Origin of the sequence: Saccharothrix coeruleofusca (genome assembly GCF_014648515.1) — a bacterium.
Taxonomy (GTDB): domain Bacteria; phylum Actinomycetota; class Actinomycetes; order Mycobacteriales; family Pseudonocardiaceae; genus Actinosynnema; species Actinosynnema coeruleofuscum.
Genome location: NZ_BMRG01000031.1, coordinates 11,710 through 27,112, shown reverse-complemented (window position 1 = coordinate 27,112; position 15,403 = coordinate 11,710). Strand labels below are relative to the sequence as shown.

Genomic DNA, 15,403 nt, shown 5'->3' with positions numbered 1-15,403 from the left:
CCTTTCCCGCCCTGCCAGTGGGACAGGTGATGGCACAGCCCGATGGTGAGGGAGATCCCGCGATGAGGAACCAGGACAAGGTGGCACCGGACAGCGCGTATACCGAGGGGTGGCCGCACTGCTGCGGCGACTGGCCGCCATACGTGCGCTGACCGGCCGCGGTGCAGTTCCCGCGTCGGGTCGAACCGCCGGGTGGAGCGGAACTCCCCGTGGTGCGCGGGCCCGCGCACCACGGGGAGTTCCGCTGTCCGAGGCTCTCAGCCGGGGAGGGGAGCGGCTGCGCGGCGACCTCCTGGGCGGGCCGCCTGCAACCCGATCGGCCCCTCCCGCCGCTCGCCGACCGGACCCCCGCACGGGCCGGCGATAGGCTCGTCCAGGGGACTCGCCTCGACGGGTCGGAGGGGTTCGGAGGACATGACCGAGACCGCACACGGCAGCTCACCGTTCGCCGCGCTGCCCGCCAGGGTGGACTTCGCGGAACTCGACCGCGAGGTCATCGGGTGGTGGAAGGCGAACGACGTCTTCGCGCGCAGCCTGGCCAAGACCGCGGACGGTCCGCCCTGGGTCTTCTACGAGGGCCCGCCGACGGCCAACGGCAGTCCGGGCACCCACCACGTCGAGGCGCGGGTGTTCAAGGATGTCCTGCCCCGCTACCGGACCATGAAGGGCTACTCCGTGCCCCGCCGCGCGGGCTGGGACTGCCACGGCCTGCCGGTGGAGCTGGCGGTGGAGAAGGAGCTCGGCCTCAACGGCAAGCCCGACATCGAAAAGGTCGGCATCGCCGAGTTCAACGACCGGTGCAGGCAGTCGGTGCTGCGGCACGTCGGCGAGTTCGAGGCGCTGACCGAACGCATGGGCTACTGGACCGACCTCGACCACGCCTATACCACTATGTCCCCGGAGTACGTCGACAGCGCGTGGTGGGCGCTGAAGCGGATCTTCGACGCGGGCAGGCTGTTCCAGGACCACCGCGTCGCCCCCTACTGCCCCCGATGCGGCACCACGCTGTCCGACCACGAGGTGTCCCAGGGCTACGAGAACGTCGAGGACCCCTCGGTCTACGTGCGGTTCCCGGTGCTCGGCCAGGTGGCGGGCATCGACGGGGCCGACCTGGTGGTGTGGACCACGACGCCCTGGACGCTGGTGTCCAACACGGCCGTGGCGGTCAACCCCGAGGTCGAGTACGTCGTCGCGCGCACCGCCGAGGGCACCTTCGTGGTGGCGTCGGCGCTGCGCGAGTCGGTGCTCGGCGAGGCGGCCGAGGTGCTGGCCGCCGTGCCCGGCCGCGAGCTGGTCGGGCTGCGCTACCGCCGCCCGTTCGACGCGGTGGACATCCCCGACGCGCACCTGGTGCTGGCCGCGGACTTCGTGACCACCGAGGACGGCACCGGCCTGGTGCACCTGTCGCCCGCGCACGGCGTGGACGACCTGGCCGCCTGCCGCGCCGCCGGGCTGCCGGTGGTCACCGCGGTCGGGCCGGACGGGCGGTTCGCCGCGGACCTGCCGCTGGTGGGCGGGATGTTCTTCAAGGACGCCGACGCGCCGGTGCAGGCCGACCTGCGGGCCAGGGGCCTGCTGCTGCGCGCCCAGCGGTTCGAGCACGCCTACCCGCACTGCTGGCGCTGCCACACGCCGCTGATGTACTACGCCCAGCTGTCCTGGTACATCCGCACCACCGAGGTGCGCGACGAGCTGCGGCGGGAGAACGAGCGCACCAACTGGTACCCCGAGCACATCAAGCACGGCCGCTACGGCGACTGGCTGGACAACAACGTCGACTGGGCGCTGTCGAGGTCCCGCTACTGGGGCACGCCGCTGCCGCTGTGGCGCTGCGGGCAGGGCCACGTCACGGCCGTCGGCTCGCGCGCGGAGCTGGGCGAGCTGGTCGGCGAGGACCTGTCCGGGCTGGACCCGCACCGGCCGTTCGTCGACGAGGTCACCTTCTCCTGCCCGGACTGCGGCGGGCGCGCCGAGCGGGTGCCGGAGGTGATCGACGCCTGGTTCGACTCGGGCTGCATGCCGTTCGCGCAGCTGGGCTACCCGCACGTGCCGGGCAGCGCGGAGCGGTTCGCCCGCGCCTACCCCGCGCAGTACATCTGCGAGGCGATCGACCAGACCCGCGGCTGGTTCTACACCCTGATGGCCGTGGGCACGCTGGTGTTCGACCGCAGCTCCTACGAGAACGTGGTCTGCCTCGGGCACATCCTGGCCGAGGACGGCCGCAAGATGTCCAAGCACCTGGGCAACATCCTGGAGCCCATCCCGCTGATGGACCGGCACGGCGCGGACGCCCTGCGCTGGTTCATGGCCTGCTCCGGCTCGCCGTGGGCGGCCCGCCGGGTGGGTCACGAGGCGCTGGACGACATCGCCCGCAAGGTGCTGATGACCTACTGGAACACCGCCTCGTTCTTCACCCTGTACGCCAGCCACGCCCAGTGGCCGCAGCCCGCCGCGCCCGCCGCCGAGCGCGGCGCGCTGGACCGCTGGGTGCTCGGCGAGGTGCACGAGCTGGCCCGCGTGGTCGACGAGCGGCTGCAGGACTACGACACCGCGGGCGCGGGCAGGCGGCTGGCGGAGTTCATCGACGACCTGTCCAACTGGTACGTGCGCCGGTCCCGCTCGCGCTTCTGGGCGGGCCAGGCCGACGCGTTCGCCACCCTGTTCGAGTGCCTGGACGTGCTGACCCGGCTGCTGGCGCCGTTCGTGCCGTTCATCGCGGAGAAGGTGTGGCAGCGCGTGGTGCGGCCCGGTCTGCCCGACGCGCCCGAGTCGGTGCACCTGGCGGACTGGCCCACCCCGGACGCCGCGCTGGTCGACCCGTCGCTGGCCGAGCAGATGCGCGCGGTGCGCGCGCTCACCGAGGCGGGTCGCGCCGCCCGCAAGGCCAGCAAGATCCGCGTCCGGCAGCCGCTGCGGCGCGCGTTGTTCGGCGTGCCCGCCGGGCTGGTGGTCGACCCGTCGCTGCTGGAGGACCTGGCCGCCGAGCTCAACGTCAAGTCGGTGCTGCCGCTGGCGGGCGCGGGCGAGGTGGTGGAGGTGACGGTCAAGCCGAACTACCGCGAGCTGGGCAAGCGCTTCGGCAAGCGGACCGGGCAGGTGGCCGCGGCCGTCTCGGCGGCGGACCCGGCCGAGGTGGTCGCGGCCCTGCGCGCCGAGCGGCCGGTGGAGGTCGTGGTGGACGGCGAGCGGTTGCGGCTGGAGCCCGCCGAGGTCCTGGTCACCGAGGTCCCCAAGCAGGGCTGGGTGGTCAAGTCCCAGCGGGACACCACGATCGCGCTGGACGTCGAGCTCACCCCGGAGCTGGAGGCCGAGGGCACGGCCCGCGACGTGGTCCGCGCCGTGCAGCAGGCGCGCCGCGACGCCGAGCTGGAGCTGACCGACCGGATCGCGGTCACGCTCACCGCGTCGGCGGGCGTCGTCGCGGCCGTCGAGGCCCACCGGGACTTCGTGGCGGCGGAGACCCTGGCGACCTCGCTGGAGCTGGTGCCCGACGCGAGCGCCGCCGACGACGGCCCGCGGGTCCAGGTCAGCAAGGTCTGACCGCCCGAGCCGCGTCGGCAAGTACTACCCGAGGCCCCCGTCCGGGCCGGTAACCACTACCCGACGCACCCGAACGCTCGGTCGGCGGCCTCAGCCGTTCAGCGCGTCCCGCACCTTGGCGATCACCGCGGCCTCGACCTCGGCCACCTGGCCGTCGGCGGCGGCCACCTCGTGGCAGATCGCCTCCACGGCGGCAGGGAAGGTGGCGGCGTCGGCGGGCGACTTCGCGGCGAGGATCTTCCGCGAGGTCCGCAGCGCCTCCAGGACCCGCTCCTCCAGCTCGGCTCGCGGGATCGCGGAGAGGTCCACGCGGGAGGCGTGCAGCGCGCCGCGCACGTTGGGGGAGAGCTCGGTCAGCGCGCGCAGACCGGCGTGGCGCTCCTGGATGACGGGACCGGGGTCGGCGTCGGAGACCAGCAGCATCACGCCGAAGACGGCTCTGCGCAGGACCTGGCTCTCCGCGTCGGTGTAGAAGATCATGCGGACAGCCTAAGATCCCGCTCCCCACGACCGCTGCCCGCCCGCGAGCACCACCCGACGCGGTCGTCGGGGATCGGTGGCCGCTCCCCGACGACCCGGACGGGGGACCGCCGTGGTCGACGGACGCGCTCGTCGCTACGCGGTTCCCTGGAGCGCGATGAGCTGGTCGAGGTTGTTCGGGTCGTTGTTGTCGTTCACCGACATGGTGACCGTGCGACCATCGGTGATGGAGAGGTTGTACGTGTTGGCACCGTTCACCGGACCCCGGTACGGCCCGTAGGAGTCGCCGAACTCCGCGACCCGCAGCGTGGTGTAGATCGTGTCGCTGTCGTCACGGGTGTCGTACACCCAGAGCACCTCGCCGTAGGGGTGGAATTCCGACTTGGCGACGAGCGTCGAGCCGACGTACAGCTCCACCTTGATCGCTATCCCGTTCGGGTCCTTCCGGAAGAAGGTGCCGTCCCACGAGTCGTTGACCCGGCAGCCGTCGCTCTGGGCGCTCACGGTCAGGTTGCCGCCCAGGCGGCGGCAATCGTCGGTGTCGACTTGGGCCCAGCGGACGGTGGGGTTGGGGTTGTACGCCTGAGCGCTGTTCGTCGTGGCCAGCAACGACCCTGTCAGCAGCACGGTGGTGACCACACCGCCAACCAGCGGGCGCAGATGTGTTCTCCGCACGTTCTTCTCCGTTCCTCCGAGGCGGCTGTGCGGACTGCCCGACGGACCAGGGCGGCAGCCGATGCTCAGCCGGTGACGTCGCCAGCGTGCGCGCCCGGCCTGGGAGGAATCTGGAATCCGTCCGCCTCGCCCGCGCGGGCTCACGCGGTGGTGCGCTCGCCCCCGTCGCTCCCGCTCGCCTCGGCGACCAGCCGCCGCTCCCGCGCGAGGTTGGCGCGGTGTTGGCGGACGGAGCAGACCAGCGCCGCTGCCCAGACCGCGTGGATGACGGCGTAGACCACCCAGCGGACGCCGTCGCCCGCGTCCACCCAGTCGCTCCTGAGCAGCGTCCGGGTGTTGGTCAGCACGATGACGCCACCCACCGCCGAACCGAGCACGCGGGGCGGGATGTGCCGCACCAGCCAGGCCGCGATGGGCGCGGCGATCACGCCGCCGAGCAGCAGGGCGGCGGCCCAGCCGAGGTCGACGTCCCGCGAGCCGAGTCCGGACAGGAAACCCGCGCTGGCGGCGACGGCCACCAGGAACTCGCTGGTGTCGATGGAACCGATCGTCTTGCGCGGCTCCAGCCGCCCGCTGGCCAGGATGGCGGGGGTGCCCACGGGCCCCAACCGCCGCCGCCCGTGGCGTCCACGAAGCCCCCGAGCAGGCCGAGTGGGGCCAGGAAGCGCTTGCGCAGCGGCTTGCCCAGGTCGTGCCGGGACAGGCCGGAGGTGGTGAACCGGACCAGGATGTACACGCCCAGCGCCAGCAGCAGCAACGACATCACCGGCGCGGCGACCTCGGTGGAGAGGCTGGACAGGAACGTCGCCCCGGCGAAGGCGCCGACCGCGCCGGGCAGGCCGATCTTCGCGACGACCCGCCAGTCCACGTTGCCGAAGCGCCAGTGCGCCACCCCGGCGACCAGCGTGGTGCCGATCTCGGCCAGGTGCACCGTCGCGGACGCGGCCGCGGGGCTGGTGCCGATGGCCAGCAGGAGGGTCGCCGACGTCACGCCGTAGGCCATGCCCAGGCTGCCGTCGACGAGTTGGGCGCCCAAGCCCACTAACGCGAGCAGCACCAGTTGTCGCATGTCGGCCTCCGTTCCCAAGGGCGGATCTGGCCGAATCTTCCCAGCGGGGCACCGGCCGCCAATCGCATTCACACCGCGGAATGCGGGCGACCGCAGCGGTGCGGCGCGGCCCGGCGAACCGGACCGCGCCGCACCGGATCGGGGTGCTACCGAAGGCCCTGCTCGATCGCCTCGACGATCCGCGGCCGCAGCTGCGCCGCCGGGATGATCGCGTCCACCGAGCCGACCTCGACGGCCCGCTGGATGTTGTGCACCCGGTCGAACTCGGCCGCCACCTCGGCCAGCTTCTCGGCCCGCACCGCGGACCTGGTGCTCGCCAGCTCCGCGGTCAGCGCCGCCCGCTCACCGCCGGTGGACTCGGCCACCGCGGCCTCCAGCTTGCGCACCCTGGGGTCGTTGGCGGTGCGGGTGTCCACGTCGCGGGTGAACACCACCGCCGCGGCCGGGGCGCCGCCGATCACCGACGCGAACGAGCCCTCCACCGCCAGCACCGTCATGTTCGGGTTGAGCGCCTTGGAGAACACCACGAACGCGCCGCCGTGGTACCGCGAGATCACGCAGAACACGATCGGACCCCGGAAGTTCACGATCGCGCGGCCGATCTCGGCGCCGTACTCCAGCTGCAGCTCCCGCATCGACTCCGGCGAGCCGTCGAAGCCGGACAGGTTGGCCAGCACCACCAGCGGCCGGTTGCCGCTGGCCGCGTTGATCGCCCGCGCGGCCTTCTTCGACGACTTGGGGAACAGCGTGCCCGCCGTGTAGGCGTCCGGGCCGTCGGTGGGCGGGAAGCCCTGCCGCGGCACAGCGCGCGACTCGATGCCCAGCAGGCACACCGGGATGCCGCCCAGGTGGACGTCCTGCACCACCGCGGTGTCCGCGTCGGCCATGTCGCGCCACCGCTCCAGCACCGGGTGGTCCTGGTCGGACAGCGCCCGCATCACCGTGCGGATGTCGAACGGCTTCTTGCGGTCCGGGTTGGCCTCGGTCGAGAAGATCTCGCCCACGGTGGTGAACGGGCTGTCCGGCGAGCTGTGCGGGTAGGCGCACACGTCCCGGTCCACCGGGTCGTCGGTGGACGCCCGGCGCGGGCCGCTCTCACCGGGCGCGACGAAGCTGTGCTCGTAGTGCGCCATCAGCACCTCGCGCGCCGAGCGCAGGTCCGGCGCCCAGTACTGCGCCTGCCCGTTCGGGCCCATCACCCGGTCGTGCCCGCCGATGCCGAAGTTGTCCTCCGCGGACACGCCGCCGGAGAAGTCCAGCGACTGCTTGCCGGTCAGCACCATCGCCGAGTCCGGGGTCATCACCAGGATGCCCTTGGTGTGCATGAGCATCGTGGCCTCGGCGTTCCAGTACGGCTGGGCGCCGACGTTGATGCCCGCCACCACCACGTTGATCTCGCCGCCCGCCTGGGTGAACTCGACGATGCGCTTGAGCGCCGCGGCCACCCAGTCCATGTTCTCCGTGCCGGAGCTCATCGAGATCCGGGCGCCCGCGGACAGGGCGAACCACTCCACCGGCACCCGCAGCCGCTCGGCCAGGTCCAGCGCCGCGATGACGCGGGCGCACTCCGGCTCCGACAGCGCGCCCAGCGCCTTGGTCGGATCGCCCAGCAGCACCACCCTGGTCATGCCTTCCGGGTGCTTGGCGGTGGGCGTGCTGACCGTGCCGACCACGATCGCGGCGGTGTTGCGCCCCCTCGGCCGCTCCACCGGGACCAGCTCGCCGTCGACCAGGTCGTGCTCGACGAACGTCCCGTCGGGGCCGCTGAGCAGGTCGACCAGCTCGTAGGGGTAGACGGTGCCGCGGCTGCGCGCCCGCAGCACGTTCTGCCGGTAGTCGTCCAGCGGCCGGATCGGCTCGGTGGGCGGCTGGATGAACGACAGCCGCACGCCCGCGCCCGCGTCGTCGCCGATGCGCACGCCGATGTCGACCAGCTCCCCGGTGGCGCGGTCGCGGCGCCGGGCCAGGAACAGCACCTCCTCCAGGTCCAGGCCGGTGGCGGTGGGCAGCACGCGCTTGGCCACGGCGTCCAGCTCCGCCGAGCCGAGGTCGGTCGGCGGCCACGCGTAGAGCACGATGCGGTTGGTCGCGGGCCGGTGGCCCCCGCCCTGCCTGCTGCGCGCCCGGCGCAGCGCGTCCAGGCAGGCCGAGAGCACGTCCTCGGCGGCGGGCAGCGCGACGATGCGGCCGTCGTCGTCGCGCAGCGGCGTCAGGTCCCGCACCTGCGCCAGCGCGACCAGGCGCTCGTCGGACGGGTTCTGCTTGGCCACGCAGCGGTAGAGGTAGACCTCCTCGTCCAGCGACGGCAGCCGGGTCAGGTCGAACTCGCGCAGCCGGTCGAGCTGCATCCGCTCGGCGATGCGCGGGTGCAGGCCCCGCACCAGGCGCTCCTCGACCAGGCCCTCCGGGGAGGGGCGGAAGGTGAAGTGGTGGTGCATCGCCTCGCCGCGCCTGCCCGCCACGGTCGCGGTGACGCGGTCCACCCCGGCGGGCAGCGGCCGCCCGCCGAGCACCTCGCGCAGCCGGGTGGCCATCGCCTCGTGGTCGGTCGGGCCGTCCGCCCAGGTCAGGTACAGGTCCGCGACCGCAGAGCCGTCACCGGCCAGCTCGCCGAGCGCGCCCACCGCGCCCGCCAGCGCGGGGAAGTCCACCGCGGTGCTGACCACGCGGGTGCCGTCCACCTGGTTCTCGGCCACCACGAACACGCACCCCGCCACGTGCGCGGGGCGGACCGCGGTGAACGCGTCGTTGCCGTAGTAGCGGCGGGCCAGCACCTCCAGCAGCGGCACCGGGTCGGTGCCCGCGCGGCGGATGCGCTGACCCAGCAGTCGCACCAGCGGCTCGGGGCTGGCCACCATGGCGGTGATCCGCTCGGCGCGGTCCGGCGCGTCGGGGTGGCGGTCGAGGTGGGCCAGGTGCTTGCGCACCTCCCAGTGCACGCGGGCGCGCGAGCGCCGCAGCACCGGCTGGGCGAACCAGCGGAACACCACGCCTCGGGCCAGGTCCGCCACGACCGGGAAGCGGACCTGCGTGGCGGCGACGAGGTGCTCCAGGGCGAGCCCGACCGAGAGCCGGTCCGCCTCCGAGGGCGGCGCCTCGGTCAGCCACTGCCGCAGCAGCGCGGCCACCACCGCGGCGTCCGCGGCGGCGCGCTGCTGGGCGAGGAAGATCCGGAAGACCGCCTCCTCCAGCGCGGGCGTGTGCTCCAGGTCGGTGACGCCGTAGTGCGCCAGTGCGGTGGACAGCCGCTGGCGGAACGTGTCGGAGACGCCCGCCCGGTCCGGTTCGAGGCTGCGCAGGTAGGTGTGGAAGTACTCGCGCGGGCTGTGCACCCGGCTGTCGGACTGCTCGTCGCCGACGGGCCGGTTGCGGCTGAGCTCGGACAGGTCGGCGAACAGCCGCAGCAGCCCGGCCTCCTCGGCCAGCGGGCGCTCGGGCAGCTCGGCGCGCGCGGACAGGTAGTCGACCGACAGCCGGTCCGCCCCGTCCTGGTCGGTGTCGTAGCCCAGCAGCAGGTCGCGCAGGTCCCGCAGCTGCCGCTGGTAGGCCCGCGCGTCGGCGGGCGCGGCGGGCAGCTCCAGCTCGACGGCGGGGCCCCGCGCGCCCTGCTCGGCGGTCGCGTCCGTGTCGCCGACGGGCTCCAGCCGCAGCAGCGGGGCGCCCGCGGGCACCTGGCTGCCGACCGACACCGCGGACTCGCGCAGGCGGGCGCGGAACGGCGCGCGCAGCACCGTCTCCATCTTCATCGCTTCCAGGACCAGCACCGGGGCGCCCGCTTCGACTTCGTCGCCCACCTCCAGCGGTGTCGCCACCACCAGCGCGGGCATGGGGGAGCGCAGCACGCCGCCCTCGTCGCGGCTCACCCGGTGCGTCACGCCGTTGACCTCGACGTGGTGCACCGGGCCGTGCACGCCCGTGACGATGCGGAAGCGCACCCCGTTGACGGTGATCTGCCCGGTGTGCGAGTCGAACCGCTCCACGTCCACGTCCGCGGTGCGCAGCTCGCCCCCCGCGACCGGCAGGCCGACCCGGAACCGGTGCGCGCCGACCCGCGCGACGTGCACGCGGTAGCTCTGCTCGCGCAGGCTGAACTCCAGCACCCGGCCGCCCTCGTGCCGGGTGTGCGGGCGACCGCCGCGCGCGGAGGTGAACAGCTGGCTGCGGGACAGCTGCTCCTCGTCCTCGTAGACCCCGATCGCCGCGGTGGCCAGCGCGATGGCGGAGTGCCGGTGCACCACCAGCCCGCCCTGCGCGCGCACCCGGTCGATCCAGCCGGTGTCCGCGCTGGCCTCGACCACGGCGGGCTCGTCGAGCAGGTCGAGCACGAAGCTCTTGTTGGTCGCGCCGCCCTCGATGATCACGGTGGTCTCGGCCAGCGCGCGGCGCAGCCGGGCCAGCGCCTCTGCCCGGTCGCGGCCGTGGGCGATGATCTTGGCGATCATCGAGTCGTAGTCGGGCGGGATGCTGTCGCCCTCGCTCACGCCGGTGTCGACCCGGATGCCGGGGCCCGCGGGCAGCTCCAGCCGCTCGATGCGGCCGGGGCAGGGCGCGAAGTCGCGGTCGGGGTCCTCGGCGTTGAGGCGGGCCTCGATGGCGTGCCCCCGCTCGGCCGGCCGCTCGCCCTCCAGCCTGCCGCCCGACGCCACGTGCAGCTGGGCGCGCACCAGGTCGAACCCGGTGGTGATCTCGGTGATCGGGTGCTCGACCTGCAGGCGGGTGTTGACCTCCAGGAAGGCGAACCGCTGCTCGCCGGGGTGGTAGAGGAACTCCACCGTGCAGGCGCCCCGGTACCCGACGGCCAGTGCCAGCCGCTCGGCCGAGGCCTTGAGCTCGGTGACCTGCTCGGGCCGCAGCACCGGCGAGGCCGACTCCTCGATGATCTTCTGGTTGCGCCGCTGCACCGAGCAGTCGCGCACGCCCAGCGCCCAAGCCGTGCCCTGGCCGTCGGCGATGACCTGGACCTCGACGTGGCGGGCGCCGGTCACCAGGCGCTCCAGGAACATCACGCCGCTGCCGAAGGCCCGCTCGGCCTCCTGGCTGGTCCGGTCGAACGCCTCGACCAGCTCCTCCTCGGAGGTGATCACCCGGATGCCCCGGCCGCCGCCACCCGCGGTGGCCTTGAGCATGAGCGGGTAGCCGATGTCGCGGGCGGCGCGCACGGCCGCGTCCAGGTCGTCGACCGCGCCGCGGCTCCACGGCGCCACCGGGACGCCGACCTCCTCGGCGATCAGCTTGGCGCCGATCTTGTCGCCGAGCTTGCGCATGGCCTCCGGGTCGGGGCCGATGAAGGTCACGCCGATGCGGCCGCACAGCTCGGCGAAAGCGGGGTCCTCGGCCACGAAGCCCCAGCCGACCCAGGCCGCGTCGGCCCCGGAGTCCACCAGTGCCCGTTCCAGCACCGCGAGGTCCAGGTAGGGCCGGTCCGCGGCCCGGCCGAGCGAGTGGGCGAGGTCGGCTTCCCGCACGAAGGTGGCGGTGTTGTCGACGTCGGTGTGGAGGGCCACGGTTTCGATGCGCGACCCGGTCTCCGCGGCGAGGTCGCGCACGGCGTGGATGAGCCGCACGGCGGCTTCGCCGCGGTTGACGATGGCGATTCGCGAGAACAAGGCCTGGCTCCTAGTCGGGCAGCTGTGCGTGGAGAGCGTCGTCGATCAGCTTTTCTGTACGCCCTCGAGAAACCAACGGTGGCCGCTATGCGTGTTGCGCCCGGAATTTTGTAGGAACCCTACAAGAGGCGTGGTCAGCGCGTTCGGCCGGAAGATTCGGTGAGAGTCCGGTTGACGGCCAGTGGCCGCGTGGTGGACGGACGTCGGCCTACGCGGCGGTGGCGATGACCACCGCGGCCGCCGCGGTCCAGCCGAGCGAGGTGTAGAGGGCGCGCCCGTCCGGACTGGCGACCAGGACGCCGGTGTGCGCGCCGCGCCGCGCGGCCTCGCCCGCCAGCGCGCCCATGACGGCGGCGCCCAGGCCCCGGCGGCGGTGGCCGGGCCGGGTCTCGATCCGGTCCGGGACGGTGTGACCCGCCACGACCGAGGTCTGCCCGCCCGCCGCCAGGTCGTCCCCGTGCCGCACCTCGACCCCGATGACCGGACCGCGCGCGGTGGTGGTGACGCGGTACGGGGCGGGGACGGCGCGGGTCGGGTGGTCGGCCAGATCGCGGGTCATCAGCCATTCGCGGGTCTCGCGGGGCCGCACACCCGCGTCGCGCAGGGTCCGCTCCACCTCGTCGGGCCTGGTCGTGGGAACGGTGAGCCAGGTCGGGCGCTCCGCGGCGGCGACCTCGTCGGCGAGGCCGAGGACGGTGGCGTCGTCGTCGTGCAGCGCGATGACCTCGGAGTGCCTGCCGGGCTGGTCCAGCAGGAGGCGCAGGCCACCGCGGGCCTCCTCCGGCGCGGCCCAGCCCCGGCACTCGCGCCAGCCGCGCTCCCAGAGGCGCACGAGCTCGGTCAGGGTGGGCTGGGACGAGCCGGGCACGGGTCCTCCGGGGAGCGCTTGTTGCAACTGTGTGGCGACAGACCTCCCATCCTAGTCCTCGCGTTGCTCGGCGGGCGATCCAACGGGGAGATCGCGGACGCGCCCCATGTCGGCTCACGGGCGGGGTCGCGCTGAGCGTCCACAGCCGAGCGTCCACTGTGGATCGGCGTCCGTCGGGAGCGCTCGCTCAGCCGGTGAACAGGTTCAGCGGCACCGCGTCGGCCAGCGCCCGGTAGCCGGTGGGGTTGAGGTGCAGGTGGTCGCCGTCGTCGTAGGCGGGCAGGAGGTCGCGGGGTCGGGCGGGGTCGCGGGTGGCGGCGTCGAAGTCGATCACGGCGTCGAAGCGGCCGCTGGTGCGGATCCAGGTGTTGACCGCCTGTCGCGCGGACTCCCGGTGCCCCTCGGGATCGTCGTAGTTGGTGTTGCCGCCGAAGGGGGTCAGGGTCGCGCCGTAGACGCGGATGTCCTGGGCGTGCGCGCGGACGACGATCTGGTCGTAGGCCGCGATCAGGTCCTCGGCCACCTTCCGCTGCGCCTCGGCGGTGGCCGGGGCGGTGCCGATGTCGTTGACCCCCTCGAACACCACCAGCCACCGCGCGCCGCTCTGCGCCAGCACGTCGCGGTCGAGGCGGGCCAGCGCGTTGGGGCCGAGGCCGTCGTTGAGCACGCGGTTGCCGCCCGCGCCCTGGTTGAGCAGCGCGACGTCGTCGGTGCGCCGGTGCGCGTGCAGCCGCGCGAGGAACTGGTCGGGCCATCGGTTGTTGCCGTTGGTGGTGGAGCCCCGGCCGTCGGTCAGCGAGTCGCCCAGCGTCACCACGGCCTTGCCGTCGCGCTTGGTCCGCACCTCGACGCCGCTGAGGAAGTACCAGTGGTCGGTGGGGGTGCTGCCCGTCATGGTCTGCGCCGCGACGTGGTTGCCCCGCAGCAGGTGGCTGGTGGTGCGGGAGCCGGGGTGCGAGGTGATGCGGTCGGATGCCTGTCCCTCGGCCAGGTAGGTGGTGACGGTGAGGTTGGTCCTGGGGGCCAGCCGGAAGTCGATCGGGTCGGACACGACCTGGGCGCCGACCGGCACCACGGTGGAGTCCTTGCCGTGGAAGGTGATCCGGTGGGTGGTGTTCGGCCGCACCGAGGCCACGCCCGCCTTGTCGCCCTCCGGCAGCGCCACGGTCACCGCGGTCAGCGGCAGCGGGGCGCCGCCGAAGGCGTTGGAGAAGCGCAGCCTCATCCGCTCGCCGCCCACCGAGACGCGCACGGTCTGCCGCAGCGTGCTGTCCACCAGCACCACGCCGTCCCCGGTGAACGGGGCGGGCGGCATGTTGTGCGGCTCGGTCAGCTGCGGCATGGAGGCCCAGGTGCCCACCCAGTCCTGCCCGGTGGTGCCGGGGCGGTGGTCCAGGTGGGCCGCCAGCGGCGCGGCCGTCGCGAGCAACGCCGTGATCACCAGGGCGGTGGTGGAGGACCTGCTCATGGTGGGCTCCCCGCTTCTGCGTGGATCAACGGTGCGACCCGGTCCGTGCGGCCGCCGAAACATTCGCTGTAAACCCGGAAACTTTCCGGGCAGAGTATGTCGACGGCGCTCCACCACGTCAAGGAAGTCCCGCTTCCCGGCCGCGGTCAGGTCCGCAGGTAGGAGGCCCCGTTGAGGTCGAGGACCGCGCCGGAGGCCCACTCCGCCTCCGGTGAGGCCAGGTAGACCACCGCGGCGGCGACCTCGTCGGGCTTGCCGACCCGGCCGAACGGGCTCTGCCCGCGCACCTGGTCGGTCACCAGGTCGGCCACCCGCTCGGTCGCGACGAAGCCGGGCGCCACCGATGCCACCGCGATGCCGTGCGGGGCCAGCGCGACCGCCAGCGACTGCCCCAGGGAGTGCAGCGCGGCCTTGCTCGCGCCGTAGGCGGGCATGTCCGGCTCGCCCCGGAAGGCGCCGCGCGAGCCCACGTTGACGATCCGCCCGCGAACACCCCGCTCGATCATGTGGTGGGCGACGCAGTACGAGATGTTGGCGGCGCCGAAGACGTTCACGTCGAAGGTGCGCCGCCACAGGGACCGCCACTGCTGGTAGGAGGTGTCGGCCAGCGAGCCGAGTTCCACCAGGCCCGCGTTGTTGACCAGGACGTCGATGGTGCCCAGCGCCTCGGCGGCGGACTCGACCGCCGCGGCGACGGCGTCCGGGTCGGCCAGGTCCGCGTCCGCCGAGGACAGGGCCACGACGCGGTCGCCGCGGTCGCGGAACGCGCGGGCGATCGCCGCGCCGATACCGCGGCTGCCGCCGGTGACCAGCACTCCCCGGCTCACTTGGCGAACACCTGCGACTCGTCCTTGAACGCCTTGAACTCCAGCGCGTTGCCCGCCGGGTCGCGGAAGAACATGGTCCACTGCTCTCCCGGTTCGCCCGCGAACCGCTGGTAGGGCTCGATCACGAACTCGGTGCCCGCCGCGCGCACCCGGTCGGCCAGCGCGTGGAACTCCGGGACGGGCAGGATCAGGCCGAAGTGCGGCACCGGAACGGCGTGGCCGTCGACCGGGTTGTGGCCGGAGTCGGCGCGCGGGCCGGGCACGACATGGGTCACCACCTGGTGCCCGTAGAAGTTCCAGTCGACCCACGCTTCGGCGGAACGCCCCTCCGCGAGGCCGAGCACGCCGCCGTAGAAGGCGCGTGCCGCCGCCAGGTCGTCGACGGGGATGGCGAGGTGGAATCCGGGTTTCATGTCCCCAACCTTGACCCTCGCTTGTCCGAATGTCAACATTCGACATCGTGCAGATGCGTAGAGCGGAACGGCGCGGGCTCGCCGACGAGGCGGCCGACCGCATCAGGGAAGCGATCTTCGCCGGGGCCTTCCCGCCCGGCTCGCCGGTGCGCGAGGTGGAGTTGGCCGCGTCGCTGGACGTCAGCCGGGGGTCGGTGCGGGAAGGTCTGGCCGTGCTGGAGCGGGAGGGGCTGGTGCGCAGCGCCTGGCACCGCGGCACGCGGGTGATCGACCTGACCGCGCGGGACGCCGAGGAGGTCTACTCGGTCCGTGCCGCCCTGGAGGGGCTGGCCTGCCGCGGCGCCATCGGCCGGGTCGATCCCGACGCGCTGGACCTGCTCGTCGATGACCTGGCCGCGCGGCTAGCGGCGGGTGCCTCCAGCGAGGAGCTGCTCGCCCTGGACGTCGAGTTCCACGA

At 73.4% G+C, this 15,403-nt stretch carries 9 protein-coding genes and 1 pseudogene; 2 read left to right on the top strand and 8 right to left on the bottom strand.

The window, feature by feature from the left end; all coding sequences use genetic code 11:
- Window positions 1-414: 414 nt before the first annotated feature.
- The gene (gene ileS / locus IEZ00_RS34955; RefSeq protein ID WP_189227639.1) at window positions 415-3,540 is read left to right on the top strand and encodes an isoleucine--tRNA ligase; all 3,126 of its coding nucleotides are present in this window, start codon (window positions 415-417) and stop codon (window positions 3,538-3,540) included.
- A gap of 90 nt (window positions 3,541-3,630) precedes the next feature.
- Here the strand turns inward: ileS and IEZ00_RS34950 are convergent, their stop codons facing one another.
- From IEZ00_RS34950 to IEZ00_RS34915, 8 genes and pseudogenes are all read right to left on the bottom strand, one after another.
- Window positions 3,631-4,020, bottom strand: a complete 390-nt coding sequence (locus tag IEZ00_RS34950; protein WP_189227638.1) for a hypothetical protein — start codon at window positions 4,018-4,020, stop codon at window positions 3,631-3,633.
- Window positions 4,021-4,155: 135 nt separating this feature from the next.
- Complete coding sequence (locus IEZ00_RS34945; RefSeq protein ID WP_189227637.1) at window positions 4,156-4,647, bottom strand: hypothetical protein; 492 nt, start codon at window positions 4,645-4,647, stop codon at window positions 4,156-4,158.
- A gap of 188 nt (window positions 4,648-4,835) precedes the next feature.
- A pseudogene (locus IEZ00_RS34940) lies at window positions 4,836-5,698 on the bottom strand (sulfite exporter TauE/SafE family protein).
- 212 nt (window positions 5,699-5,910) lie between these two features.
- Window positions 5,911-11,370, bottom strand: coding sequence for an ATP-binding protein (locus IEZ00_RS34935; protein ID WP_189227636.1), 5,460 nt, complete (start codon window positions 11,368-11,370; stop codon window positions 5,911-5,913).
- A gap of 208 nt (window positions 11,371-11,578) precedes the next feature.
- Window positions 11,579-12,238, bottom strand: coding sequence for a GNAT family N-acetyltransferase (locus IEZ00_RS34930; protein WP_189227635.1), 660 nt, complete (start codon window positions 12,236-12,238; stop codon window positions 11,579-11,581).
- Window positions 12,239-12,425: 187 nt separating this feature from the next.
- Complete coding sequence (locus IEZ00_RS34925; RefSeq protein WP_189227634.1) at window positions 12,426-13,706, bottom strand: SGNH/GDSL hydrolase family protein; 1,281 nt, start codon at window positions 13,704-13,706, stop codon at window positions 12,426-12,428.
- 146 nt (window positions 13,707-13,852) lie between these two features.
- Window positions 13,853-14,533 carry an SDR family NAD(P)-dependent oxidoreductase gene (locus tag IEZ00_RS34920; protein WP_189227633.1) on the bottom strand — a complete coding sequence of 227 codons (681 nt, stop codon included), beginning with the start codon at window positions 14,531-14,533 and terminating at the stop codon, window positions 13,853-13,855.
- Complete coding sequence (locus IEZ00_RS34915) at window positions 14,530-14,946, bottom strand: VOC family protein (RefSeq protein ID WP_189227632.1); 417 nt, start codon at window positions 14,944-14,946, stop codon at window positions 14,530-14,532. Before IEZ00_RS34915 ends, IEZ00_RS34920 begins: the two co-directional genes overlap by 4 nt.
- Before the next feature lie 29 nt (window positions 14,947-14,975).
- Here IEZ00_RS34915 and IEZ00_RS37600 point away from each other — a divergent pair.
- Window positions 14,976-15,403, top strand: a 428-nt coding sequence (locus IEZ00_RS37600) for a GntR family transcriptional regulator (protein ID WP_229796402.1), incomplete at its 3' end; no start/stop codon positions are given.